20 protein-coding genes and 1 pseudogene are annotated in these 25,101 nt (G+C 47.7%); 15 read left to right on the top strand and 6 right to left on the bottom strand.

What is annotated here, in order from left to right; all coding sequences use genetic code 11:
* Positions 1–114 precede the first annotated feature (114 nt).
* Positions 115–2,151 carry a TonB-dependent receptor gene (locus tag R7P36_RS06325; RefSeq protein ID WP_005374708.1) on the bottom strand — a complete coding sequence of 679 codons (2,037 nt, stop codon included), beginning with the start codon at positions 2,149–2,151 and terminating at the stop codon, positions 115–117.
* Positions 2,152–2,401: 250 nt separating this feature from the next.
* Here R7P36_RS06325 and R7P36_RS06320 point away from each other — a divergent pair, with 250 nt between their 5' ends.
* The 5 genes from R7P36_RS06320 to R7P36_RS06300 are packed head-to-tail and all read left to right on the top strand — an operon-like array spanning position 2,402 to position 9,650.
* Positions 2,402–3,613, top strand: coding sequence for an ATP-grasp domain-containing protein (locus R7P36_RS06320; protein ID WP_005374706.1), 1,212 nt, complete (start codon positions 2,402–2,404; stop codon positions 3,611–3,613).
* Positions 3,610–5,442: a siderophore biosynthesis protein PsvB gene (locus tag R7P36_RS06315; RefSeq protein ID WP_005374704.1), complete on the top strand. Its 1,833-nt coding sequence runs from the start codon at positions 3,610–3,612 to the stop codon at positions 5,440–5,442. Before R7P36_RS06320 ends, R7P36_RS06315 begins: the two co-directional genes overlap by 4 nt.
* Before the next feature lie 6 nt (positions 5,443–5,448).
* A complete protein-coding gene (locus R7P36_RS06310) occupies positions 5,449–6,654 on the top strand; it encodes an MFS transporter (RefSeq protein ID WP_318122068.1) in 1,206 nt (401 codons plus the stop codon).
* Positions 6,626–8,455: an IucA/IucC family protein gene (locus tag R7P36_RS06305; RefSeq protein WP_213899054.1), complete on the top strand. Its 1,830-nt coding sequence runs from the start codon at positions 6,626–6,628 to the stop codon at positions 8,453–8,455. Before R7P36_RS06310 ends, R7P36_RS06305 begins: the two co-directional genes overlap by 29 nt.
* The gene (locus R7P36_RS06300; protein WP_318122066.1) at positions 8,448–9,650 is read left to right on the top strand and encodes a type III PLP-dependent enzyme; all 1,203 of its coding nucleotides are present in this window, start codon (positions 8,448–8,450) and stop codon (positions 9,648–9,650) included. Before R7P36_RS06305 ends, R7P36_RS06300 begins: the two co-directional genes overlap by 8 nt.
* 82 nt (positions 9,651–9,732) lie before the next feature.
* Here R7P36_RS06300 and R7P36_RS06295 read toward each other — a convergent pair whose 3' ends face one another.
* Positions 9,733–10,179 carry a DUF302 domain-containing protein gene (locus R7P36_RS06295; protein ID WP_017634511.1) on the bottom strand — a complete coding sequence of 149 codons (447 nt, stop codon included), beginning with the start codon at positions 10,177–10,179 and terminating at the stop codon, positions 9,733–9,735.
* A 227-nt stretch (positions 10,180–10,406) separates the two neighbouring features.
* Here R7P36_RS06295 and R7P36_RS06290 point away from each other — a divergent pair.
* The 6 genes and pseudogenes from R7P36_RS06290 to R7P36_RS06265 all read left to right on the top strand — a co-directional run bounded on the left by R7P36_RS06290 (position 10,407) and on the right by R7P36_RS06265 (position 17,666).
* A pseudogene (locus R7P36_RS06290) lies at positions 10,407–12,397 on the top strand (U32 family peptidase).
* A 105-nt stretch (positions 12,398–12,502) separates the two neighbouring features.
* On the top strand, positions 12,503–12,748 hold the full coding sequence (locus tag R7P36_RS06285) for a DUF3297 family protein (RefSeq protein ID WP_213899053.1): 246 nt from the start codon (positions 12,503–12,505) through the stop codon (positions 12,746–12,748).
* Between the two features lie 225 nt (positions 12,749–12,973).
* Complete coding sequence (locus R7P36_RS06280; protein ID WP_104980245.1) at positions 12,974–13,684, top strand: ABC transporter ATP-binding protein; 711 nt, start codon at positions 12,974–12,976, stop codon at positions 13,682–13,684.
* Entirely contained in the window at positions 13,671–16,196 is a 2,526-nt protein-coding gene (locus tag R7P36_RS06275) for an ABC transporter permease (protein ID WP_213899052.1), read from the top strand. The genes R7P36_RS06280 and R7P36_RS06275 overlap by 14 nt, the downstream gene beginning before the upstream one ends.
* Positions 16,196–17,320, top strand: coding sequence for a lipocalin-like domain-containing protein (locus R7P36_RS06270; protein ID WP_213899051.1), 1,125 nt, complete (start codon positions 16,196–16,198; stop codon positions 17,318–17,320). The genes R7P36_RS06275 and R7P36_RS06270 overlap by 1 nt, the downstream gene beginning before the upstream one ends.
* Before the next feature lie 79 nt (positions 17,321–17,399).
* Positions 17,400–17,666, top strand: coding sequence for a DUF2999 family protein (locus R7P36_RS06265; protein ID WP_004746427.1), 267 nt, complete (start codon positions 17,400–17,402; stop codon positions 17,664–17,666).
* 95 nt (positions 17,667–17,761) lie between these two features.
* Here R7P36_RS06265 and R7P36_RS06260 read toward each other — a convergent pair whose 3' ends face one another.
* Entirely contained in the window at positions 17,762–18,349 is a 588-nt protein-coding gene (locus tag R7P36_RS06260; RefSeq protein WP_053303944.1) for a GNAT family N-acetyltransferase, read from the bottom strand.
* A 91-nt stretch (positions 18,350–18,440) separates the two neighbouring features.
* Positions 18,441–19,304, bottom strand: coding sequence for a helix-turn-helix domain-containing protein (locus R7P36_RS06255; RefSeq protein ID WP_213899050.1), 864 nt, complete (start codon positions 19,302–19,304; stop codon positions 18,441–18,443).
* A gap of 184 nt (positions 19,305–19,488) precedes the next feature.
* On the opposite strand from R7P36_RS06255, the gene R7P36_RS06250 reads away from it, so the two are divergent.
* Positions 19,489–20,388 carry an AraC family transcriptional regulator gene (locus tag R7P36_RS06250; RefSeq protein WP_042522251.1) on the top strand — a complete coding sequence of 300 codons (900 nt, stop codon included), beginning with the start codon at positions 19,489–19,491 and terminating at the stop codon, positions 20,386–20,388.
* 56 nt (positions 20,389–20,444) lie between these two features.
* Here R7P36_RS06250 and R7P36_RS06245 read toward each other — a convergent pair whose 3' ends face one another.
* Entirely contained in the window at positions 20,445–20,867 is a 423-nt protein-coding gene (locus R7P36_RS06245) for an organic hydroperoxide resistance protein (RefSeq protein ID WP_005374640.1), read from the bottom strand.
* Between the two features lie 137 nt (positions 20,868–21,004).
* Here R7P36_RS06245 and R7P36_RS06240 point away from each other — a divergent pair, with 137 nt between their 5' ends.
* The 3 genes from R7P36_RS06240 to ahpF all read left to right on the top strand — a co-directional run bounded on the left by R7P36_RS06240 (position 21,005) and on the right by ahpF (position 24,064).
* Positions 21,005–21,463 carry a MarR family winged helix-turn-helix transcriptional regulator gene (locus R7P36_RS06240; protein WP_206949177.1) on the top strand — a complete coding sequence of 153 codons (459 nt, stop codon included), beginning with the start codon at positions 21,005–21,007 and terminating at the stop codon, positions 21,461–21,463.
* Between the two features lie 305 nt (positions 21,464–21,768).
* Positions 21,769–22,326: an alkyl hydroperoxide reductase subunit C gene (gene ahpC / locus R7P36_RS06235; protein ID WP_005374632.1), complete on the top strand. Its 558-nt coding sequence runs from the start codon at positions 21,769–21,771 to the stop codon at positions 22,324–22,326.
* A gap of 169 nt (positions 22,327–22,495) precedes the next feature.
* Entirely contained in the window at positions 22,496–24,064 is a 1,569-nt protein-coding gene (gene ahpF / locus R7P36_RS06230; RefSeq protein ID WP_005374617.1) for an alkyl hydroperoxide reductase subunit F, read from the top strand.
* 254 nt (positions 24,065–24,318) lie between these two features.
* Here ahpF and R7P36_RS06225 read toward each other — a convergent pair whose 3' ends face one another.
* Positions 24,319–24,888: an imm11 family protein gene (locus tag R7P36_RS06225; RefSeq protein ID WP_053350147.1), complete on the bottom strand. Its 570-nt coding sequence runs from the start codon at positions 24,886–24,888 to the stop codon at positions 24,319–24,321.
* Positions 24,889–25,101: the final 213 nt, after the last annotated feature.

The raw sequence follows: 25,101 nt of genomic DNA, 5'->3' as shown, positions 1-25,101 counted from the left end.
CTCCTTTGCGAGAAATTGAGCCTCGGGCAGAATACATCCCGTAGGCTCTCGGGGCTAAACATCCTCAATATGAGGAAAAAATTGGCTAACAGGCGCTAACTACGCACAAAAAGCCTAAAACTGATATCCGTAGCTGAGCATAAACTCGGCTGGTGCGCCGTAGCCAATCTGGTTTAAGCCAGACGTGCCGTTTGTTGCGCCAAGAATGTATTTCTCATCCAAAATGTTGTAAGCGTTCGCTTGGATTTTATGACGACCAGTGGTGTACGCCGCCATCAAATCCACCGTTGTGTAATCGCCAAGTGCGACAGCTTCGTCGTTACCTGCGTAACGGTCGCCCACGTACTTCACACCACCGCCTAAACGCCAGTTGTCATTCAATTGGTAAGTGCTCCAAAGAGAGAACAAGTGGTCTGATACATCGTTCGGCTTTTTGCCTGTGGCTTTGTCTTCCGCGTCCAAGTAGCTGTAACCCACAGAGATGTCCCACTGTTTGGTGATTTGACCGCGAGCCTCTAATTCAATACCTTGGTGACGCACTTCAATTTTATCGATCACATCGCCGTCCACGTTAGTTTGTGGTTGCTCTTGATCAATCTGGAACAGTGCCGCATTCAACATTAATGCGTTATCCAAAAGGTACGCTTTCGCACCCACCTCTTTTAAGTCGGTGTGGAAGAATTCCGCCAATTTTGGATTGATGTAGATACCAGCGTACGGTAACTGCCAAGAGCGCGCTAAACTGGCGTATACGGATGTGTCGGAATTGATGCGGTATACCAAACCAGCACGGTAGCTGACTTTGTCATCATCCAATTTTTCCTTATCTGAGCCCGCTTTTTGTTGTTCGAGCTCCATCGAGTCGTAACGCACGTTACCGATCAAAGAAAGGTCGCCCCACGTATAGACGTCTTGCACATACAAACCTGTCGTGGTGGTGGTATTGTCACGAAATGGCTTAAAGCCCGGATCAGGCGTTGGACCAACGACTGGGTCGTAGATATTTTGCAGAGGAAGCGTTTTGTCACTTGCCAACGTTAGGTCGATATCGATCTGGTTGAAATCTGCACCCACCATCAATTGATTGTCCCTGGTTTCCCAAACCAACTCAGATTGTAAAGTGGTCGTAGTACGTGGATCGTAACCAAAGTTGTTAACGGTTTGAGACACTTCATTACCCGTCACTTTGCCCTGACGCGTGCCTTTTTGCTCAAGTTCGATATGGTTGAACGCCGCTCGGTTGTTCCATACCCATTGATCATTCAGACGCCATTCGTAATCCACCGCAATACGGAGACTGTCTGACTCCTGATAGTCGTTTGTGCCGCCAAAGTAAGTGCTTACTGGCAAATCAACTGGCTTGCCATTTTTTGATGGCACACCACGATACGGCACTAGTTCTTGATGGGCGTATTCCACGTCAATATCAATGGTGTGACCTTCCGCTGGTAACACACGAATGGTCGGTGCAATGAAGAAATCGTTTGAATCAACATGATCAACGTACGAGTCGGCTTGACGGTATTCCAAGTTAATACGCCCGTTGACCTTATCTGTAAACGCCATTGAGCTGTCGACCTGACCAACATACTGGTTGTTGCTGCCTACACTACCGTTTACGTGAGTAAAATTCTCACCGTTAGCGCGTTTCGTCACCAAGTTGATGATGCCCCCAGCCGAACCACGGCCATACAAAGCACCCGCAGGGCCTTTCACAATTTCAACGCGTTCAACGTTCGCTAAGCTGCGGTAAGACTGCAACGTACCGTCATCTCGCAAGCCATCACGGTACATATCGTTGAGTGAATCAAAACCACGTATCATGAACTGATCGCGGCTGCCTTCGCCCAAGGTGTTATTGACCCCGGCTACCCCATCTAGCGCATCCACTAAGCGCACCGCGCCTCGGTCTTGCATTTCTGTTTTCGTTACTACGGATACCGCTTGTGGCACATCAAGCCATTCCACATCGGTTTTGGTGCCTGATTGAGGCATGTGTTCAGCATAACCTTCGTACTGATGCCCGAAGACTTGAATCGTTTCAGTTGCTGATGAGGTTGAGTTCGTCTCTTCTGAAGCCACTGCGCTTGGTGCTACTAGTGAAGAACCAATCGCGACCGCCAAGGGGGTCAGGGTCAATAATTTATTCATTCCATAATTCCGTTTAGTTGTTATAAAGCCAACGGATGGAAATAAGAACAAATATTATTTCTATTTGCAATATTAATTTTATGCTCTATATTTATTTACCCTAAAAACACAACTAACAACAAAAAAAACCAAACATCATAACAATAAACACTAAAACTTCTGCCCTCCGTCTCGCGAGAGGCACATTGGAAGACGACCGTGAGCGACTTTATCAACGTTAGAAGAAAATGTTAGAAAATTAGGAAAGCTCATGAAATCTACGATGATTATCGTAAGTCATGTCGTTAACGATGCAGTCACTCACGGCTTCGTGCCTGCAGCTAAAGCGATGGACCTTCACGTCGTTCTTATCACCGACCATAAGCTCAGCCATTTAGAGCTGGCGAGTCGTGATAGTCACTTTAATCCGGATACCATTCTAGAATGTGATGTCTTCAACCCATTAGAACTCATCGAAACCATCACGGAGCATGAATTAAAGCCAGACGCTATTTTTAGCAATAGTGATCACTTACAAACTTCCACCGCCATCTGCGCGCAATTTTTTGGCCTCCCATCCAAAGATTGGTCTGTCACGTTAAAGGCCAAAAACAAACACTTAACTCGACAAGTGTTAAATGAAAAAGCCCTACCCAACACACAAAGCTGTTTGCTGCACCGCCATTCGAATGCGGCATTAGGCATGGCCTTCCCTGTCGTAGCAAAACCCAAAGAAGGCGTGGCAAGTTTAGATGTACAGCGCTGTGACTCCCAAAGCGAGCTCGATGCTTACTGCGAGGCGTTTTGGCAAAAGCACCCAAACGCCGCCATTCTGGTGGAGCAGTTTCTTCAAGGACCGTTGGTTACGCTCGAAACTTTAGGAGACGGTAACCAACTTATCGCCGTGGGCGGTTTTGATGTGTCGCTCTCTGAGCCGCCTTACTTTATCGAAACCGCCGCAGACTGGAACGGACCAAACGGCATTGCTCACCGAGAAGCTTGCTTGGCTCAACTGAAAGCGTTCGGCGTTGGTTTTGGAGTTTGCCACAGCGAATTTATCATCACGGAAAACGGCCCGGTTCTGGTGGAAATTAACTACCGCAGTATTGGAGATGGCCGCGAATTCTTGCTCAACAATCTCGCTCACTTCGGCTGGTTTAGCACGATTTTGGGTCTGCATCTGGGTCGAAGATTGGACGGCGATTACCAAATTCATGGGTCAGCGCACGTGCACTACGTAGTTGCGGGACACAGTGGTGTGATTGACGGAGGTTCGACGTCGTTCATCCAACACGATGACGATATCATCACCCAGCAACAGGTACTAAAAACCGCTGGAGAACACTTCCAACAGAGTTATTCCAATAAGGATTATCTCGCCCGAATTTCGATTGTCTCACCATCAGGGCGAAACCTCGACCAAGCGCTGCAGAACGCGCTTAGCAATTTCGATCTCGCTCCGACTCGTGAGGTGGCAGCATGAATGACAACGCTTTGTATCTAACGCAACGATTGATCGACACTTGCTTGCGCGAAGACATGTTTGGCATTTTGTCGAAGGCCAAGTTCAGTAGCGACGCGCCAAAAGGGGTAATTGTTCCTCAAGACGAGCAAGTCTGGCTGATATTTGCCAACTCTGATTTCACGTTGTATTTACCCGTTGCGCCAACGTATTACATGCAGCACTGGCGCTACGGTCACTCCAATGACGAAACACCACAAGGTTGGTGGGTGGAGAAAAATGGTCAAGTCGAACATCAGCAGCATTATCAAGAGTGGATTGCGCTACTAACGACACTGGCGCATGAGAGCTCTCACGAATTGTTGGCGGGGTATCTTCAAGAACTGGAATGTGCAGAGAAACACAAAGCGCTGTGTGACCAAGCGTTTCATCATCACGCAGACCACATTTCTCAACCAATATCCAAGCTTGGCTCTTGGCATCAAAAACTGCTGCTTGCCGACCAGATCGCTTCTTACCTTGACCACCCGTACTATCCAACTGCGCGTGCGAAGTTTGGTCTGAGCGATGAAGACCTTGCTAAGTACGCGCCCGAGTTCGCACAAAGCTTTGCTCTGCATTGGATTGCGATTGAAAAATCACTGGTGACATTAACCAGCGAACAACCTGATTGCTGGCCAACCATGGAGCAAGTTGGGCTTCCTGCTGATTTTGCACTTAGCCACGTTCTGTTCCCTGCGCATCCGCTCACCCTGCGATCTTTAGAAGCCTTACCCGAAGGTGTGATAGAAGCGCCTTTAACGTATCTAGACGTGACGCCGACGCTTTCCGTTCGTACTGTGGTCGTCAACGAGGCACCGCACATTCACATCAAGGTTCCGCTGATCATGCGATCGCTAGGCACGAAAAATATTCGCTTAATCAAGCCTTCAACACTGTATGACGGCCACTGGTTTGAACGCCTACTCAGCCACCTTGAACAAACGGACGCCGACTTAAACAGTCGCTTGTTCCATTGCAACGAAAAACACGGTGGACACATCGGCGATGATAAAACCTTCGCGTACATCGTACGTGAGTACCCACTTACTCATTGCGAAGACAAAGCGTTAGTTCCGGTTGCAGCACTAGCAAGCCCAATGCCTGACGACCGCTTGTTCTTAGAACATTTGGCAGAACATTACTATCAACAAGATACGCTGGCGTGGTTCCAAGATTACGTCGATCTATTATGCCAAGTGCACCTCACCTTGTGGCTTCGTTATGGCATCGCATTGGAGTCCAACCAGCAAAACGCCATCGTTGCATTTGATCAACAGGGCAGAATGACGCTCGCGATGAAAGACAACGACGCGGCGCGAGTTTGGCCAGAGCGCTTCCGCTTTGCAACAGACCATGCTGCCGAAAAACACGGCGCAAAAACAATTCCAGTGGATTGCGATGAACTGCTCGACCAACGCATCAAAGTCGACAATGAATTGGCGCTCGGTCAGATGTTTACCACCATCACACTGCAACTGGATATCGCAGCGATTGTAGAATCTATGGCAGCGAAGGGCATTGCCTCTTCAGCATCGCTTTACGCCATCGTGGCCAAAAGCATTGCAGAGCAACTCAACCGATTGGAAGGCGAAGGGTTAGAGACAAAACTGGCACGCGAGTTACTGCAAGAGGCGCCTGATTTGTACGCCAAGTACTTGTTGAGCTCTGGCAGTTTGCTCTCGAAAGAAGCCTCCGGCGCGAGTGACATCAATAAGTTCTATGGTTTGTCGGCTCCGAACTTCTTGCTGCTTTCTAACGAAGAAGCGCAACGCGCCTACTTAGAAGCCATCAAAAAAAGCGTACGTTAAACGATTATGACCAAACTCATCTACAGTGTGTTGTTGTGCCACTTTATCGCTGCGTTTGCCGCGTTAGGTATGCCGCTATTTCTACCCGTCGTGTTGCCAACGTTAGGCGCAAGCATTGATGCGGACTGGGCAGGGGTATTGTTTATCCTACCTACGTTTTGTACTGCGTTGGCGGCGCGATTTTGGGGCAACTTTGCCGATCGCTACGGTCGCCGCCTCTCACTCTTGCGTGCGCAACTTGGCCTTGCAGCAGGGTTTGCGCTGTGCGGCTTGGCAGACAACCTCGCCATGTTTGTGTTTGGTCTTATTGTTCAAGGAACCTTTGGCGGCACCATGGCCGCCTCGAACAGCTACTTATCTAGTCAAATTAAAGAAGCCAAAACACTCGGCAAGTCACTCAATAAAACCCAGCTATCTGCTCGCTTGGCGCTGATCGTTGCGCCCATTGGGCTCGGCTGGAGCTTGTCCGAAACCAACCCACTCAACGCGTACCTGTGGTTATGCGTTTTGCCTTTAATTGCTATGGGCATCACGCTAACACTGCCTGCGGATAAACCCGCCGAACGAAACCTCGAAAAGCCAAACTCAGAATCTCAGCAAGAAAAACCGGTTGCACAGAAAAACGCAATGCATGCCATTCGCTGGATCTTCTTTGCTCAGTTCGGGTTTGCGTTTTCCATGGTGGTGACCTTTCCTTATTTCTCGCCGTTTGTGCAGCAATATGGCATCACTCACCACGCATGGATCGGTTTTTTGTACGCACTGCCGCATGGCGTCTATCTGTTGCTGGCAGGCAAAATCCACGTGTTGTCAGATGGGCTGAATCGCCATCAACCGCTGCGCACGTTGTGGCTCGGGTTTGCATTGCTTGCCGTGAGCTCTGCCTTGCATTTGATTGCGTCCGAAACCGCACTCATTGCTGCGAGAATTATCTTTGGCATCGCGATGGTGTGTTGTTATCACGGATTGCATCAGCATCTTGCGAGCAATCTGGATCGCAAACTCAGTGGCAAAGTATTTTCTCGCTTTGATGCCATGTCCAAATGGGGTGGCGTGGCGGCGGGATTTTGCGCTTCTTTCATTTCTAGCTTGGGGCTACTTGAGGTTCCTTTCCTACTTTCTGCGATAGTCAGCGTAATCACCTTGATCGCGCTGGTTCTCCATTCAAAATTTGGAAATCAACATGTTACAAACTCAATCCTCTCAGACTAGCGAGTTGCGCGCGCATGATGTGCAGCTCAATCGGGAGAAGGCCCAACTCAACACGATAATGGGTGTTCTTAATTGTTACTTACGTGAATTTGCGCTACCGAATCAACAAGTGGAATGGCACTACCAATCGACATCGCTACCCCAAACGTTAAAACGCAACTATTCCGCCAAGCAGCGGGTAGCCGTTCATCTTTCTCAACAAAATGGCGTGCTGGTTTTGCCGATTCACTACGCGAGCAAACTGGGCAAAATCAAATTGGCAGAACTGCCGTGGGCGAAAATGCCGGGATCTGGTTGGGCGAAATTGGATGCCACGCAAACTCTTACGCTTTTGCTTAACTATCTCAAGCAGGTGTTGGCGATCCCGTTTAACCATGAGCTGATCGAACAACTAGAAAATAGCGTGCTGGTTACCGAGCAGTTTCTCAACGTCGCGCCCAAATCGCATCACAACGAGTTTATCGCTTCGGAACAGTCTCTGATTTGGGGGCATACTTTCCATCCGACCCCGAAAAGTCGTTCGGGCGTCACCATGGATGATCTCTTGGCGTTTTCTCCAGAAGTCGGCGCGCAAGTCCCGCTGTACTGGTTTGAAGTGGATACGTCCTTACTTGATGTGCTGAGTTCTGACGGAGAAGCTAACCCTGCGCAGCGCATGCTACAACAGCTCGCGCCACAACACACCGCCAGCAATGAGAAGACCCTCTACCCTTGCCATCCTTGGGAAAGCTACACCATTTTGAGCAACCCAAGCGTGAAGCGTGCCATTGAGCAAGGCAAGATCACACCACTGGGTTTAGGTGGTGAAAAGATGCAGCCGACCTCTTCAGTTCGTACCCTCTACCACCCAGATATGGACTGGTTTGCGAAATTCTCCATCAACGTACGATTAACCAATTGCGTGCGCAAAAACGCGTGGTACGAACTCGACAGCGCCGTGCAGCTCACGTCGATTCTCAAACCGATTCGAGAAAACGAACAGCTGCACAACCCCGTATTTAAAGTGATGACGGAGCCTTACGCTACCACGTTGAATCTAGAGAGTGTCGCTGAGCGCAATTGGGATGACAACACCAAAGCACGCGAATCGTTTGGGATTTTATACCGCGAAAATTTCTCGCTGAGCGAAGTCGACATCTTAAAACCAACCCTCGCTGGCGCTCTGTTTGCTTACGACAAAAACGGCAACAGTTGCATTGCTCAACGCCTTAAAAACAAAGCGCGTACTACGCAAAATCGCTATTCCGACATCGCGACACTGTGGTTTGAACGCTATTTGCATTGCCTAATTCCGGGTGTGTTTAACTACTACTTCAAACACGGGGTGGCGTTTGAGCCACATTTGCAAAACACCTTGATTGGCTTTGAACAAGAGATGCCGTGTTGTGTTTGGATTCGTGATTTGGAAGGCACCAAGTTACTGCCGGAGTTCTGGCCAGCAGAAACTTTAACTGACTTGTCTGAACGCGCGCGACAATCGGTTTACTACAGTCGCGAACAAGGCTGGAATCGCATCGGATACTGCACCTTTATCAACAACATCAGCGAAGCGATTTTCTTCATCGCAGAAGGTGACGAGCCACTAGAGCAAACGCTATGGAATGCGGTGCAAAGTGCCATTGTGCGTTGGCAATCAGTGAATGGAAAACAGCCGGAACTAGAAGCGTTGCTGAATGGCGGTCACTTCCCGAGCAAAAATAATTTCACCACGCGTTTGATGCAAAAAGCCGATAAGGAGTCGGGCTATACCCAAGTCGCCACGCCTTGGCAGCAACACGAAAAAGGAGCGCAACATGTCTAATTCCCTCTCTCTACCGACACTCGTTTGCCAACAAGTTCACACACTCGCACAGCAGCAAAGTCAACCCTTGTGCGCATACGTGTATGACCTAAGCGCCTTAGAAGAACACATCAAACAACTGCGTCACGTTTTGCCGAAAAATGTCGAGCTATTTTACGCAGCCAAAGCCAATCCATCGGGCCCGATTCTTAAAACGCTCGCGCCGTATGTCGATGGTTTTGAAGCGGCATCTGGCGGGGAGTTGACACACCTCCACCAGCAACAACTCGATAAGCCATTGATCTTCGGTGGCCCCGGAAAAATGCTAAGTGAATTGCAACAAGCGATTGAGCTTGATGTTGATGCAATTCATGTCGAAAGCCTCACCGAGCTACAACGCATTGGAGCACTAACCGAGCGCCTCAACCGCCCTGCTTCGATCTTTTTGCGTATGAACATCGATATTGGCGACATCACGCTCAGCAAGTTGGCGATGGGTGGCAAGCCGACTCCATTTGGCTTGGACGAGTCCGAGCTGAGTAATGCTTTGATGTTGCTGCGCGATTTCCCGCAAGTGTCACTCAAAGGCTTCCATTTTCACTTGATGTCGCATCAGCTCGATGTTGAACGTCACTTAGCGTTAATGCAGCGCTATTTCCAAGTCGTGAAAACGTGGCAGCAGGAGTTCGAACTCAGTGAGCTGATGATCAACTTGGGCGGCGGTATGGGGATTAACTACCAGAACCCTGAGCAACACTTTCCGTGGATGGAGTTTTGCGACAAGTTGGAATTCCTCATCGCCAAAGAGCAAGTGCAAGACTGGACACTGCGTTTTGAATGCGGACGTTTCATCACGGCGGCATGCGGTTATTACGTGATGGAAGTACTGGATATTAAACAAAATCTTGGCGAAAACTTTGTCATCGCGCGCGGAGGAACTCACCACTTCCGCACGCCAGCGGCGCAGAGCCATGATCATCCATTCGTCATCCTGAAAAGCGAGCAACACCATGAGATTTCTCATCCAATTCAGCATGCACAAGCGACCTTTGTCGGCCAGCTTTGTACGCCCAAAGATGTGCTGGCACGCAATCAACACGTCGCCCACGTCGATATTGGTGATTACGTTGTGTTTACCTTAGCGGGCGCCTATGCGTGGAACATCTCCCATCAAAACTTCTTGATGCATGAACCGCCGATCTTTCACTATTTTTAAACGGCATACTTCGCTTCATTCAAGCCCCAATCATTGGGGCTTTTTTATTCTTCAACATAACAAGCAGCCCTAATACTGCACCCTACTTCGCCGCCGCGTGGGTTAAATTGCCCAGCACGCCGCTGATTTTGTTCAATACCTCGTCACAGCCTTCAATATGATGGCGCTGCTTTAAATACATCGGATCGTTGTAAGCTAACCACGTTTTGCCTTCAGCATCTTCATACACCAACACTTTTTGGGGTAAATCGAGCGCCACCTCCTGCGCACAGATCATCAGTGGTGTGCCCACTTTAGGGTTTCCAAACACGATAACTTCAGTTGGTCGCAACGTCATATCGACTTTCGTGGCATTCTCTTGATGGTTAATGCGCGCAAAGACGTTCAACCCTTTTTCTTGCGCGATAGCGACAAATTTATCCGCCGTATCTTTTGCTGAATGCGTGCTCGCAACGGTTACCACACCCTCACCAGCCAACGCACTCAATGACGTCAACGCCACGACCAACCCGATGATTACTTTTTTCATTTGTCGTCCCTTCCTCTCTCTGAGTCGAAAACTAGATATAGAAAAACCAAGTGTAGGAAAACTATAGAAGTCAGATCCCACTATCGCGAATTGCACTCTACCCACTCAAGAGTCGACCGTGTAACACGGATTAATTGATTCAGATTAATAAAGCATTAACTAGCCGAGCATCAAAAGCGTGAAATACGTAACATTTGCAGCCTATTTTAGTAAGAAAGAGAAAAGTAGTGACACGCGATCAATTTGAGTTATTAGCACCCGGTGGTGATTTAGATTCCATCAAAGCCGCCATTGCCGCTGGCGCCGATGCAATTTACTGTGGGCTCGACCGCTTCAATGCTCGTAACCGAGCGACCAACCTCACCTTAGATAACTTAAATGGCGTGTTAACGTTAGCCCATCAGCACAGCTGTAAGATTTTCCTAACGTTGAATGTGCTGATTTTAGAAAGTGAAATTCCAGCGATTGTTCGCTTACTCAGCCAACTGAACACCACCAAAATCGATGGCGTGATCGTGCAAGATCTCGGTCTGACCTATATTCTCAAACATCACTTTCCCGATTTGGATGTGCACGCTTCAACGCAACTGAACACGCATAACGAAGGCCAGATCCTCTTTCTCAACCAGATCACCGCAAGCCGAGTAAACTTATCTCGCGAACTTAACATCAGTGAGATAAAACATCTGGCGCAATTTGGTCGCGAGCACAACGTAATGATGGAAGTGTTTGTCCACGGCTCATACTGCATCGGATTCTCCGGAATTTGCTACATAAGTTCCGCTCGCAATGGTGCATCAGGTAACCGTGGACGTTGCAGTCAACCTTGTCGCGAACAGTACGAAACGACCAAAACGGGCAACAACTACCCACTCAATATGAAAGACAACTCCGCCTTTGGGGACTTGGAAGCGCTTGCCGATGCTGGCTTGTATTCCTTAAAAGTGGAAGGACGAATCAAGAAATCGCACTACGTCTATACCGTGGTCGACAATTGGCGTCAGCAAATCGATCGCTTGTGCGAAGGTTTGGAACTCTCTGAAGACACCACAGAGTTATACACGGTGTTCAACCGTGATTTCTCCAACGCATTTTTGCAAGGTGATTTCGGCAAGGCGATGTACATCGACAACCCGCGCGACCACGCTGTAAAGCATTTTTCGAAGGTTTACCAATGCCAATCTGCTGATGATGTGCAAGCGGTGAAAAAGAAACTATACGATGACAAAACCGCGATCATTGAGAAAGTGGCAGAGCAAACTAAGTCGTTCGATGCCACTTCAACACAAGTATCCGGCAGCAGCTTGAAAGGGTCGATTGATGTGCCAACTCTGCCAGCGTTACCTCAACCAGACCCTCGCCAAGGTGCGCCAAAACTATCGGTTCTGATCTCGTCAGCACAAGAAGCCATGCTGTGTGAATACCACAACGTTGACGTTTACTATCAATTGCCAATGGGATTGTCTGGTGAACTGAGCGCGATGATTGAATTGTTCCAAGCCAACCCAATGCTCAAACCTTGGTTCCCTGCCATTTTGATTGGCGAAGACTACCACGCCGCTCGTGTATTTTTGGAAACCATCCAACCTGAATTGTTGATCACCAACAACTCAGGCGTCGGCATGCTCGCAAAAGAGCTCGGCCTAGGCTGGGTGGCAGGCCCACAAATGAACACGGTGAACTCATACGCGTTTAAATGCCCTAAGACGAGTTCGCGGCAAGTGGCGCGTTTGTTTCTAACGAGCTGAATATGAAGCAGATGCGTCACATAAAGCGTCCGAAAAACATGCGCAGCTTCTACAGCATTTATCATCCAAATACCCTACTCACGAGCCGCCAATGTTTGTTCCAACAAACCGAAGGATGCCGTAAGGTGAAGGTCAACAAAGGTTGTTTGAAACGCTGTGATAAACGCACGTCTATCATCAACTTAGAAGACAATCCTTACGTGGTACAAAAACAAAAAGGCAGCCACAATTCAATCTACAGCGAGCACAACGTCTTAAACCTGCAAGTGCTGCACGATCTGCCGCAATTGTTTACCGATGTGTTGATCGATCTGCGTGATATCCAGACAGAAACGAAAGTCTCAGCAAGCAAACCTGAGTTGATTGACGCGTTCTTAGCTCTACTTGAAGATCACAGTGAACAAGCCGTCCAAACGCTGAATGACATGATTCAACCAACAGCCAACGCGCAGTATTTGAAGGGGTTGTAGGCGGTACTTGAAAGTTAAACAACGCATCCACTCTCAACATATCTTGAACACACACAGTGCACTGACTACAATAGCGCACTTTTTACGGAATTTAGGTCACACAAAATGACAGACACAGCTAAACCAGCTCTACCAGATCGCCTAGTGGGTAACCCACGTAGCCCATTCTTCATCAAAGAATGCTTCGAGCACCAAATCGGTATTCGTATCAACGGTCAAGAGCGTACTGACGTAGAAGAATACTGCATCAGCGAAGGTTGGGTAAAAATTGCTTCTCCTAAAGCAAAAGACCGTTTCGGTAACCCAATGCTAATCAAGCTTAAAGGCGAAGTTGAAGCGTACTACGTGTAAGCTGACCACGCTGAATGTATTTGAAAGCTCGAGTTTGACTCGGGCTTTTTTAATGCCAGTCATATCCCTCCTCATTTAATCTCTTCCCTCTTCTTTTCAGTACAAGTTATTAAGAAATCGATGTAAATCGCTGTTTTTATCTGATTGTTGTCTAAAGTTTCTAAAGAACGAACAGCAATAAGCATTGCCAAAAGAAACGACACCTTTTGAATACAGGGAGAGGAAATGGAAAGCCCACTTGTCACACTCAAACACGCCAGCAAAAGCTTTGTTGATGGTAAAGAGACACATCGCGTGTTGGAAGGCGTCGACTTTACGTTGAACACAGGAGCGAGTGTTGCGCTGACGGGCGCAAGTGGCAGCGGCAAAAGTACCTTACTCAATGTCATCGCTGGCTTTGAGCCACTTTCCGAAGGTGAGTTGTGGTTAGATGGCGATAACACAGCGGCTTGGAAAGACCCGCAATGGAGCCGATTTCGACACCAAAAACTCGGTGTTATCTTCCAGCAATTCAATCTATTAACGCCGCTCAACGTGCAGCAAAACATCGCCTTCCCTCTGCATTTGAATCAACAAAAATGGAACGACTGGTGCGATTATTTAGTCGAGACTCTAGGCATCAGCCAACTGCTCGATAGACATGTTTCTGCCCTTTCCGGTGGTCAACAACAACGAGTCGCTATTGCGCGCGCCTTAGCACACAAACCTAAACTGCTACTTGCTGATGAACCCACAGGAAACCTCGACCAAAAAGCAGGGTTAGAAGTGATGAGACTACTCAGTGAAATCACCATCCAAGGCAATACGGCGGTGCTATTGGTGACACACAGCCCTGAATGCGCTGAATTTATGAAAACACGGCTGCGCTTGGATAACAGTCAGCTACAGAACAATCATCAAGTAAACAAACATGAGCTTCGCCATGAAGCAAGCTAAGCAACCAAACACCAGATTCACTCATACTCGACTCGCCCTGAATCTGTTTGTGGCGCACTATCGGCAGGCGCCACTGCAAGCCGCCGCAATTCTGATCGGTATCGTGTTGGCTGTGACCTTGTTTGTTGCGGTGCAAGCCATCAACCTCAATGCCAAGCGTAGTTATGCGGAATCTACCGAGCAGCTTAGCGCACAAGCTCAGAACTTGATTATTCCACCCGCAGGGCAAAACTATCTGCCCGAATCGCTCTACTTCACCCTCAGACAAAACGGACTCAGTGCGGCGCTACCTGTAATCGAAGGGCGAGTGAGAGATGAACAAGGTCGTCGTTGGTCAGTGCAAGGTAGCGAGTTAATTGCCGCCATCTCTTCGCGTTCTCGGTATTCTGCAAACGGAAAGTCATCAGAAAACCAACAGAACGTCTCTTTGTTCGACAGTGCTTTGCCTCTACCTGAGCTTTTGGCTGGCAAGCCAATCGTGATGATGAGCCAATCTCAACATCAAAACTTAGGAGAGGTAGCAACCCTAACTTTGGACGACACTCCAACCCAAGTGGTGGTGTTGCCTGACGAATGGCAGTTAGGTAACCGGATGTTGATGGACATTGGCTTTGCCCAGCAACTGCTCAATAAACAAGGACAGATCAGTTACATTGCGGTTTTCCATTCAGGTGATAAAGGGAATAAAGACACGCAAGCAAATTGGCAAAGCATCATTGGCGATCAAGGACAATGGATTGCCAATAATCAAAGTACAGACCTTGGCTCACTGACCGACAGCTTTCACCTCAACCTCACGGCAATGAGCTTACTCGCGTTTTTAGTCGGGCTGTTCATTGCCTACAACGGCGTAAAGTACAGCTTGCTGAAACGCAATCGGCTGTTAGTGCAAATTCAACAGGCAGGCGTTGCGCCGAGCATTGTGTTCTCTGCGCTGTTAGTTGAACTCACTATTCTCGTTACCATCGGTGCTTCCCTCGGTTTTGTATTGGGCATGCAGCTTAGCCATTGGTTGCATCCGACTGTAGCTCTGACTTTAGAACAACTTTATGGCGCGACACTGCTGCCCGGCACTTGGCAGTGGCAATGGTGGGCGCAAGCCCTGCTGCTCACGTTAGCCGCAACCCTATTGGCATGTTGGCAGCACTTCAAACAACGAGTGCGCCAACCGCTTTCCTCTCATGGCGGATTTTATCAAGCGCCGGAAGCCTCTAACGAAAACCAATTGTTTGTGATAGGTGCTTCGTTGACGGCTCTCGCACTCGCAGGGTTATGGTTGAGTGAGCATCACCGCTTCACCATGGCGTGGCTCGGCGTGCTTGTGGTGTCGATTCCTTTGTATCTAACCAAAACACTCAGCGTATTAGCCAATTGGTGTGAAAAACGCACCAGCTCCGGTTTGATGCAGTATCTGTTTGCTGAGCTGCGCGAGCTGATTTCTCCGCTTTCTCTCGCCATGATGGCACTGCTACTCGCCGTTACAGCCAATATGGGCATGAATACGCTAGTTGGCAGCTTCGAGTCCACCCTAAAACAGTGGTTAGAACAAAGGTTGCACGCCGATATTTACGTCAGCCCTGCGCAAGGGAAAATCGCAGATGTGGAGCGCGCGTTAGGGCAATTCGACAAGGTTGAGACCGTCTACAAGCAATACTACGTCGACGATAATCTGCATGGTTTATCAATTTTGCTTGGCACCAAAGACAAAGACACCTTAGAGCAAACAATAGTGTTCAAATCGCGTTTGGAGAACTTCTGGTCACGCTTTTACCAAGGTGAGTTGGTCGCTATCAGTGAACCAACCGCGGTCAAACTGGGTTTATCTCTGGGTAGCGAGCTCACGCTTGATGCCGTTCCAAATAAGAACCTACTTGTGGGGGCGGTATTCCATGATTACGGCTCACCTAACGGTGAAGTCTTATTAGCACCAAAGCTATGGCAAGAGAGCGGCTTTACCGACTTGCCGACAAGCCTTGGCATTAAAGTATCTGGTGACCCACAAATCGTATACGACCAACTGCGCGAGCAATTGAATCTTCATCCAAGTCAGCTCTACGATCAGGCGCAAATCAAATCTATCGCGTTGGATATTTTCTCGCAGACCTTCGCCATTACGCGTGCACTCAACGGCGTGACTTTGATGGTCGCGGTGATTGGTTTGTTCAGTGCTTGTTTTATGTTGCTCGACGCGCGCAAAGCCGCCATTGCAAGGCTGTACGCACTTGGCGTCAGCCGTCGTAAATTAATGACCATGGTGGTCGGGCAGATCGTCGCTTTAGTCAGTTTTACTCTGGTTATCGCCCTGCCCCTCGGAGCCATGGTGGGTTATGTGCTGACAGACATCGTCACCTTGCGCGCTTTTGGTTGGAGCCTAAATTATCTGTGGAATTGGAGTGATGCCCTCAGCATTGCGGCGATCACCATCTTGGTGGCAGTGATTGCAACCTTGATTCCGCTGTGGCGATTGGTCAGTAAGCCTGTCGTGTCCAGTTTGCAAAGCGAGGTGTTGTGATGGTTCGATTAGCAAGCAAACTTACTACTCTACTCATAAGCAGCTTATTCCTGTTCGGTTGTGAAGATACGCAGCAACAAAATATGGGCACGTTGCTGGGAAGCGGAGATACGCAAAGCGAGAACAACCTATTCACACCCGTAGAAAAAGGGGTTGAACTCACCTTTCCTACCGATCATCAAGCACACCCAAACTTTCGTCATGAATGGTGGTACTTAACCGCTAACTTAATTGATGAAGACGGCAATCCACTTGGCGTTCAATGGACACAATTTCGCTTTGCTGCTGCGCCGCCACCACCACCGCCAAGGGGCGAAGATGACGTGAAGAAAACCGAATGGCAAACTCAGCAAATCTACATGGCGCACAGCGCGGTCACTACAACGGATAAACACTACGCCGATGAAAAATGGTCACGTGACCAAGCCTCTCTAGCAGGTGTTGATGCTTCACCATTTCGGGTTTATCTCGATGATTGGCAGTGGACCTCTTCAAGCAACGACCTCTTCCCTGCCACATTGAAGGCGAACTCGGAACAGTTTGGCTATTCGCTGACGCTTACCAGCAGCGCGCCTTATCAAAAGCAAGGCGAGCAAGGTTACAGCACCAAAAGCGCCGATGGTCAAGTGGCTTCGTATTACTACAGCCAACCGTTTATTGATGTGTCCGGTGAAGTCACCATCGACGGCGAAACCTATCAAGTGTCGGGCAAAGGCTGGATAGACCGAGAGTGGAGCTCGCAATTCTTACTCGACTCACAACAAGGCTGGGACTGGTTTGCCCTAAGATTGAGTGACGACACCAGCTTGGTGGTGTTCCAGTTGCGGGATTCCAAAACCGGTCAAGCCAGTTACTCCAGCGCAAGGCTGATGCAGCAAGATGGGGCTGGCATCGCTATCCCACAGAAAGACATTCAGTTAGAGGCGACCAAGCAAACAGAAATCCAAGGTCGCAATTATCCAACCCAGTGGCGAGTGTCGATTCCGAACCAGCAAATTGAGCTTACGGTTTCTGCACTCAACCCGAACGCAAAAATGCCCCTTTCTGTGCCTTATTGGGAAGGCCCGGTGCGTATTGATGGCTCTCATTCTGGGACGGGTTACATGGAGCTAACAGGGTATTGAAATATTGCGCGGGAGCCCCAATTATTCTGCTAGAACAAATACTGGCAACCAAGTCATACACTGATTGAAAGGAAATATGATGAACCCAATTATCGCCTTGCTGAAAGAGAACAACATCAGCGATGAACAGATCAACGAAATCTTCCAGACTCTGACGCAAAACCCGCTCGCAGCAATGGCAACCATCAGCCAACTAGGTTTGCCACAAGACAAGCTACAAATGCTGATGGCGCAAGTGATGCAAAACCCTGCGCTAATCAAAGAAGCCGTAGACGAGTTGGGATTGGATTTCTCAAAGGTTGAAGAAGCAAAAGAGAAGCTTCAAAGCCAAAACCAAGGCAACTAAGTCTTAGCCATTTAGCGCTGAATATAGAAAAGGCCGTTAACCCGAGCATGTGGGTTAACGGCCTTTTTTGTTCGCTACTTTTTGTCAGCTAATTATTAGCGATTTAAAGACGCGAATTGTTCTGCGGTCATACCGTAGTAAAGCTTGTCGTCAAAGCCTTGCTCTAGTTTGTAGTAGTCTTTCTGACGGCCTTCTTGAGTAAAACCGTTTTTCTCTAACGTCTTGTAAGAGCCAGCATTAAAAGCGTAGCAATCCGCACTGACTTTATGGGCGTTTAGCTCAGTAAATCCAATCTCGGTCATCATTTGGCAAGCGCGAGTCGCAACGCCTTTACCCCATGCACAAGTTGGTAATTGATAACCTACTTCGTAGTTGCCAGTTAAGAACATCACTGCGGTCACTGCACACATTCCCATGTACTGGCCTTGTTGGTCACGAATCACGAACGTTGGGCTATCTGGCCAAACACTGTCTTTAATCGCTTGTGCCGTATTTTCAATAATAGGGCCAAAGAAACCCTCATATAGGCTGTTGTCAGCAGGTGCGAAGAACAGATACTGATTGACCTTATCATCGTTCAACATCTCGATAATATCTTGTAGATCAGAGCCTTGAATCAGTTGGATAGTCAACGATTCGTTAAATGGGATGGCTTCGCCTTGTTTTAGTTTTTGATATGACATGTGTTACCTCGTTATCTGCTGAAAATAGTAGCTCAGCGGATAAGAGAAAAATTGGATTTTTGCGACAACTTTCGGGCTGATTAGCAATGAATTACGACTCAAAGTCGCCATAGATATCGATGGTTAAGTCGCGCTTTTTCAAGTATTTGCTCGGCGTTTTTCTTAGCTGCTGTTTGAGGGTACGAATCAAATGCGATTGGTCACTGAAACCAAATTGCTGTGAGAAGCTCGCCCAATCAATCGCTTCTTGTTGCTTGTAGAGAGTCAAAATCATCTGCTCCAGACGTGCCATTTGTTGATACTGCTTAACGCTCAACCCCACCACTTGCTTGAAACTGCGCTCAAGCGTTCTTCGAGAACAGGCGCACTGTTTGGCCACCTCATCAATATCCATCGCTAGCTCAAGTGAGCGTAATGCTTGAGCGTCCATCACGGACACCGCTTTTTGTGACGCCAAAAACGGTTTGGTACGGCAAGGGGCGATATCTAACGCATCTAAATGTTGTTTGATGTAGTTCAGCAAACATTGCGGTGAATCTTGCAACTCTAGCTGCCATAACCCTTGTTGAAAGCGCACATCAAACGCCGTGTTGAGCCAATCAAACCATTCGCATTGGTTAATTGCAGCTACTTGGGGTGCATCACTAAACCGTGATTCAATGGCATACAAACCCTCTGGGCGAAAGGTGATGCCGATACGCTTGATAGGAGCTGTATCTTCCAACAACAGCAAGTGTTCGTTAGCCGTTAATAAGTGGCAGCCTTTGCCAGCAAGCGTTGTGTCTCCCGTGTCGTAGCTGTAGCCTTGCTCTGATGGCGTAAAGAGTAAATGAGCACGCGGGTTTGGAATAAGGTGCGGCTTGGGGTCAATGACTTCACCCTCTGGCACTTCCAAGTACCAAATTTGATGAATGAGCCATTCGTACTCTGGCAGAGACTGTTTCCAAGCTATCATGATTGTCCTAGCGGTTAGTAAAGATAATAAGCGCAACGTTTTTGCTTAAACATCTGCTCGTTGAGTGTGACTGATTGACGCTCATCTCGCCACGCATTTCTCACCCTGCTCCCTTGCAAGCTTGTTGGATTGCAGTAGGCTTTGAGCAGAGAATACAAGCTGAACAGAACAAGGAAATACCCCGATGCGCGTCGACTACCACCAACGACTGGTTCCTGTGATTCGCTTTTTAGAACAACACTTTAATGAACCACTCAACCTGCCAGAAGTGGCCGCGCTGGCGAACCTTTCTCCTTATCACTTTCATCGCACCTTCAAAGCCGTGCAAGGCGAGACATTGGCTGATTTCATTCGACGTTTGCGTCTAGAAGCCGCCGCCGATGACTTATTCAAATCCAAGCAACCAGTATTGAACATTGCCCTAGAGTACGGATTTTCTAGCTCACAGAGCTTAGCCAAAGCCTTCAAGCAACATTATGGCGTTACACCCACGGCCTTTCGTGACTGCGAAAACTATCAGCAGTTTTCTGAATTAGCACGAAACAGCAAGATTGGACACACGTTGCGCAAGAATGGAAACGAAGTGACACCAAGCGATTCATATACTGGCTCTGAACTCACCAAATGGAGCACGACAATGGAAACGCAAAACTTTGAAAAAGCAAAACTGGCTTACATTCGCGTAAACGGCCCTTACGGCCAAGGCTATGAAGAGCCATCAGGTCGCTTGTATCAATGGGCAGGAATGAAAGGTTTGGCAGGCAATACCTGCATCTTCATCTACCATGATAATCCTGAAATCACGCCAGACGAGAAGTGTCGCACTGATATCTGCTTGATGGTGCCAGAAGATACCGAAGTTCCGAAAGGCATTGAGCTGCAAGACTTCCCCGGCGGTCAATACGCGGTGATGCGCCAGCACATTACTGACCCGAGCCAATACTCAAAAGCGTGGGATGATGTCATGAGCAAAGTGATTGAATCCGGTATTGAGAACGACGACCGTCCTTGCTTTGAGCTTTACCACAGCTTCGACCCACAAACGCACCATGCAGACGTTAGCTTCTGCACTGCTATCAAATAAACCAAAAGCCTGCGTACTTGCAGGCTTTCTTGTCTTTGTGCAGTGGTTGAAACCGCTTAAATTGCTTCGCCGTTTACCGTTACTGCCACATCAATGTTGCCACGAACTGCGTTTGAATATGGGCAAACTTGGTGTGCAATGCGCGTTAGCTCTAGCGCTTGTTCTTGTGGCATGTCTAGCTCTACCGCTAGGCTCACTGTCAGTGCAAAGCCACCGTTATCATTTGGACCAATGCCCACTTCTGCCGTTACAGGAGCGCTTTTCAGGTTTACTTTACCTTCACGTGCTACGTGCAAAATCGCGTTAGAAAAACACGCTGAATAGCCCGCTGCGAACAGCTGTTCTGGGTTAGTTGCTGCGCCTGTGCCGCCCATTTCCTTCGGGTATGACAGCTCTAGATCGAGAAGACCGTCATCAGTTTTTACTTGACCATTACGACCAGCCAAAGCGGTAGCTTGAGTTTTGTATAGAGTAGTCATGCGAGTGTCCTTCTTAATTTAAGTTGCGCACAATTTAATTGCTTGCAATCTTACATCGAAGTGAAGATAGTTTGCAACTATATTGTGCACAATTTATTTTATAACTCTCTTTCTCTGTAAGCAGGTAGGCAACACCAATGAGCCAGTGTTACACCGACAATACCATGACCGACAACGATAAACTCTTACTCGAAAACCAAGTTTGCTTCCCGCTCTACAGCGCAGCAAATGCAGTGATCCGAGCTTACCGCCCGTTGCTGGACGAGCTTGATCTGACTTACTCGCAGTACTTAGTGATGATGGTGCTGTGGGAGAAAGACGGTGCCAGCGTGAAAGAGCTGGGATCACAACTGCATTTGGACTCTGGCACACTCACACCGCTGCTCAAACGCTTAGAAGCAAAAGGTTATGTAGAACGCGGCCGAAGTGAAACCGATGAACGCGTTCGCGTACTCAACCTAACAGAACAAGGTCGTGACCTTAAAGAACAAGCCAAGTCAGTGCCAAACGCCATGATGTGTAAAATCACCTTAGAGTTGGATGAAATGATCATGCTGAAGAAGTTGTGTGGCAAAGTGCTCGACAATCTGAGCTAAAAAAATAGAAGCATTCGCTTCCCAACTTCCTATTAGAAAGAGCCTGCCGAGATGCAGGCTCTTTCGATCTTATTCAGACGATCCACTTAAGGTCATCACCGCTATTCTCTATTGCTACTCTGCCTTCATCTTCAATAAAACCTATCAAAGGAACCCCTCTTACATCGGATTTCCCTATCAAGTGAAATAGGAAATGGCTATCAATAGGATAGTTACAAGCGATTTTCCTTAAACACACTCCGATGAGAATATACTTTCCGAAAGCAACAACAGCTCAGCTTAAAACATTCAAAGGAAAGTAAATTATGATTAATACTCAAATCAAACCATTTGCAGCTACAGCGTACAAAAACGGCGAATTCGTTGAAGTAACAGAACAAGACGTTCTAGGTAAATGGGCAGTATTCTTCTTCTACCCAGCAGACTTTACGTTTGTATGTCCAACAGAACTGGGCGACCTAGCAGACCACTACGAAGAGCTACAAAAACGTGGCGTAGAAGTTTACTCAGTATCAACTGACACACACTTCACTCACAAAGCATGGCACGACAGCTCAGACACAATCGGTAAGATTCAGTACTACATGCTTGGCGACCAAACAGGCAACATCACAAACAACTTCGGTGTGATGCGTGAAGGTCAAGGTCTTGCAGACCGTGCAACGTTCCTAATCGACCCAGAAGGTACTATCCAAGCAATGGAAATCACTGCTGAAGGTATCGGTCGTGACGCAGAAGACCTACTACGCAAAGTGAAAGCAGCTCAATACGTAGCAGCACATCCAGGCGAAGTTTGCCCAGCTAAATGGAAAGAAGGTGAAGAGACACTAGCTCCATCACTAGACCTAGTTGGCAAAATCTAAGCCACTGAAATTTAAGTTCTAATCAGTTCCGATTTCCTTTTTCTGATTAGAACTGAATTAGAGAGCACTTCAGGTTAGATACCTTGACGACCTTCTGCCTGATTTGCTCTCTCCCCCTCAGGTTTTATCTACAGTAACCACTTTTAATATTTTTAGGGTAGTAACAACTATGTTAGACCAAGCGATCCAACAACAACTCAAACAATATCTGGCTAATGTAAAAGAAGAAGTTCGTTTAGTGGTTAGTCTAGATGAAAGCAAAGCATCGAATGACATTTTGTCTCTAGCGAACCAAATCGCAGAGATGAGCGACCTAATCACCGTTGAACGTGACGACAACGCAAGCGCACGTAAACCAGTGATGGCGGTAACTAACCCAGCAAAAGGCACAGCACTACGCTTTGCAGGCTTGCCAATGGGTCACGAATTTACCTCTCTAGTATTGGCACTGCTTCATTCTGGCGGTCACCCAATCAAACTAGAACCAGAAGTGATTGAGCAAATCGCAGCACTAGACAAAGATCTAGACGTAGAAATCTTCATTTCACTTTCGTGTCAAAACTGTCCGGACGTGGTTCAAGCGTTCAACATGATGGCGGCGATCAACCCGAAAGTAAAAGCAACCATGATCGACGGTGGTTTGTTTCAAGATGAAGTGAAACAACGCGACATCATGGCCGTACCAAGCGTATTCGTGAACGGTGAGCTATTCGGTCAAGGCCGTATGTCTCTGACTGAAATCCTAAACAAAGTGGATGACGGCGCGAGCGAGAAAGCCGCGAAAGCACTGAGCGAAAAAGACCCATACGATGTACTTGTTGTCGGCGGTGGTCCTGGTGGTAGCGCAGCTGCACTATACGCTGCTCGTAAAGGTATTCGTACTGGCGTTGTTGCTAAGCGTTTTGGTGGTCAGGTTATGGACACCATGGCAATCGAGAACTTCATTTCGGTAAAACGCACTGAAGGTCCAAAACTGGCAACAGACCTAGCAGAACACCTAAAAGAATACGACGTAGACGTCGTGACTGAGCAACAAGCTGAGAAGCTAATGGGCGCAGCACACACTGAAGATGGCTTGATTCACATCCAACTTGAAAGCGGTGCAACGCTGAAGAGTAAGAGTGTCATCCTAAGCCCTGGTGCACGCTGGCGTGAAATGAACGTTCCGGGTGAGCAAGAGTACCGTAACAAAGGTGTCGCGTACTGCCCACACTGTGACGGTCCACTGTTCAAAGGCAAGAAAACTGCAGTTATCGGTGGTGGTAACTCAGGCATCGAAGCAGCTATCGACCTTGCTGGTATCGTAGAACACGTAACGGTTCTTGAATTCGCAGACGTACTTCGTGCAGACCAAGTGCTTATCGACAAAGCGAACTCACTACCAAACGTAGACATCATCACGATGGCGCAAACAACAGAAGTAGTGGGCGACGGTACTCGCGTAACAAGCTTGAAGTACAAAGACCGCAACACAGACGAAATCAAAGAGATTGAATTGTCAGGTATCTTTGTTCAAATCGGTCTAGTACCGAACACAGAATGGCTAAAAGATTCAGAAGTAGCGCTATCTGAGCGCGGCGAAATCGAAGTCGGCAGCCGTGGCGATACTAGCCTAGAAGGTGTGTTCGCAGCAGGTGACGCAACAACCGTTCCTTACAAACAGATCATCATTGCGATGGGTGAAGGTGCAAAAGCAAGCTTAGGCGCATTTGACTACCTAATCCGTAAGCAAGGTTAATCTCCAATTTCTTGAGCACAAAGCGCACGGTGCTGTGTTTTCTTCCCCGGAAAACCAATCGGGGCACCGTGACAGCGATGAGTAACAAGAAATAAAATCAAAAAACCTAGAAGCCCAAAGACTTTGCCAGCAGGTATTAACTGCTGGCTTTTTTGTTTTTTTTTTTGGGGGGGGGGGGGGAAACAAATTATTACTAGAAATAACAGCGTAAAATAAAGCTGCCGAAATACACTTAGGGTGAAACATTGCGGGCTTTAACTCGTTTCTACTGCTTCAAATATCAGGCCTTTTAGCTGACAACGATGGTAAATTTCATACAAACCACCTAATTCATCATTGCAGTAAACACCGCTTCCGTTATTTTCAATCCTGAACAAGCCTCCGGATTTGATTGATTTACTACTCAACACTAATTTTTTAAACCGCTTTACACGACTTGGCTTACCATTAGCTCTTACATTTAACACAGTGCGATCCTTATCAATGGCATCGCAAGTTTTGAGTATGTTTATAGCATACCAACGCTCGCCAGCGACGCGTAATGGCAAAAACTCACAACTGGAATCAAGAGCTTCGTTTATTTGATTATATGCGGACTCAGAACAAGCAAACTCGCCTGCACGCCAGATTGCAAAATCAGGTTTTGTTGTAAGCATGTGGTTATCACTCACCCACTCCAAATCAATAATCATCCAAGTATCAGCGACACGCTCACCACATAACTCCCGCAAATCGCCATCCGAGTATTGTATAGAAATCTCTAGTTGAGTTTCTTGTAAAAAAGGGAAATTCTCAACATCATGATTAAGTGTAAAAACTTTCATCTTTTGCTTACTTAAATCAAACGGTTAACTGGAAGTCCCCATCATGTAACATCTTTCCAATCTTGCACAAGGTTTCAATGATTTCTGTGTGAGCCAACTCTTCAGTGTCAGCTGCCTGACCTTTATAAATGGCGTCTACAAATAAAATCAAAAAAGCCCTTTACCTCAACTTAACTTGAGGTATTAGCATATTCATCGTTGGCTAGAAAATGA

It is taken from the genome of Vibrio sp. 397, assembly GCF_033339395.1.
Taxonomy (GTDB): Bacteria; Pseudomonadota; Gammaproteobacteria; order Enterobacterales; family Vibrionaceae; genus Vibrio; species Vibrio alginolyticus.
Note: the sequence above shows the minus strand (reverse complement) of the source record. Positions and strands in the feature narration are given on the sequence as shown.

Coding starts and splice junctions, on each gene's coding strand:
- R7P36_RS06325 (WP_005374708.1), bottom strand. CDS start 2,151: ATGAATAAATTATTGACCCTGACCCCCTTGGCGGTCGCGATTGGTTCT.
- R7P36_RS06320 (WP_005374706.1), top strand. CDS start 2,402: ATGAAATCTACGATGATTATCGTAAGTCATGTCGTTAACGATGCAGTC.
- R7P36_RS06315 (WP_005374704.1), top strand. CDS start 3,610: ATGAATGACAACGCTTTGTATCTAACGCAACGATTGATCGACACTTGC.
- R7P36_RS06310 (WP_318122068.1), top strand. CDS start 5,449: ATGACCAAACTCATCTACAGTGTGTTGTTGTGCCACTTTATCGCTGCG.
- R7P36_RS06305 (WP_213899054.1), top strand. CDS start 6,626: ATGTTACAAACTCAATCCTCTCAGACTAGCGAGTTGCGCGCGCATGAT.
- R7P36_RS06300 (WP_318122066.1), top strand. CDS start 8,448: ATGTCTAATTCCCTCTCTCTACCGACACTCGTTTGCCAACAAGTTCAC.
- R7P36_RS06295 (WP_017634511.1), bottom strand. CDS start 10,179: ATGAAAAAAGTAATCATCGGGTTGGTCGTGGCGTTGACGTCATTGAGT.
- R7P36_RS06285 (WP_213899053.1), top strand. CDS start 12,503: ATGACAGACACAGCTAAACCAGCTCTACCAGATCGCCTAGTGGGTAAC.
- R7P36_RS06280 (WP_104980245.1), top strand. CDS start 12,974: ATGGAAAGCCCACTTGTCACACTCAAACACGCCAGCAAAAGCTTTGTT.
- R7P36_RS06275 (WP_213899052.1), top strand. CDS start 13,671: ATGAAGCAAGCTAAGCAACCAAACACCAGATTCACTCATACTCGACTC.
- R7P36_RS06270 (WP_213899051.1), top strand. CDS start 16,196: ATGGTTCGATTAGCAAGCAAACTTACTACTCTACTCATAAGCAGCTTA.
- R7P36_RS06265 (WP_004746427.1), top strand. CDS start 17,400: ATGAACCCAATTATCGCCTTGCTGAAAGAGAACAACATCAGCGATGAA.
- R7P36_RS06260 (WP_053303944.1), bottom strand. CDS start 18,349: ATGTCATATCAAAAACTAAAACAAGGCGAAGCCATCCCATTTAACGAA.
- R7P36_RS06255 (WP_213899050.1), bottom strand. CDS start 19,304: ATGATAGCTTGGAAACAGTCTCTGCCAGAGTACGAATGGCTCATTCAT.
- R7P36_RS06250 (WP_042522251.1), top strand. CDS start 19,489: ATGCGCGTCGACTACCACCAACGACTGGTTCCTGTGATTCGCTTTTTA.
- R7P36_RS06245 (WP_005374640.1), bottom strand. CDS start 20,867: ATGACTACTCTATACAAAACTCAAGCTACCGCTTTGGCTGGTCGTAAT.
- R7P36_RS06240 (WP_206949177.1), top strand. CDS start 21,005: ATGAGCCAGTGTTACACCGACAATACCATGACCGACAACGATAAACTC.
- ahpC (WP_005374632.1), top strand. CDS start 21,769: ATGATTAATACTCAAATCAAACCATTTGCAGCTACAGCGTACAAAAAC.
- ahpF (WP_005374617.1), top strand. CDS start 22,496: ATGTTAGACCAAGCGATCCAACAACAACTCAAACAATATCTGGCTAAT.
- R7P36_RS06225 (WP_053350147.1), bottom strand. CDS start 24,888: ATGAAAGTTTTTACACTTAATCATGATGTTGAGAATTTCCCTTTTTTA.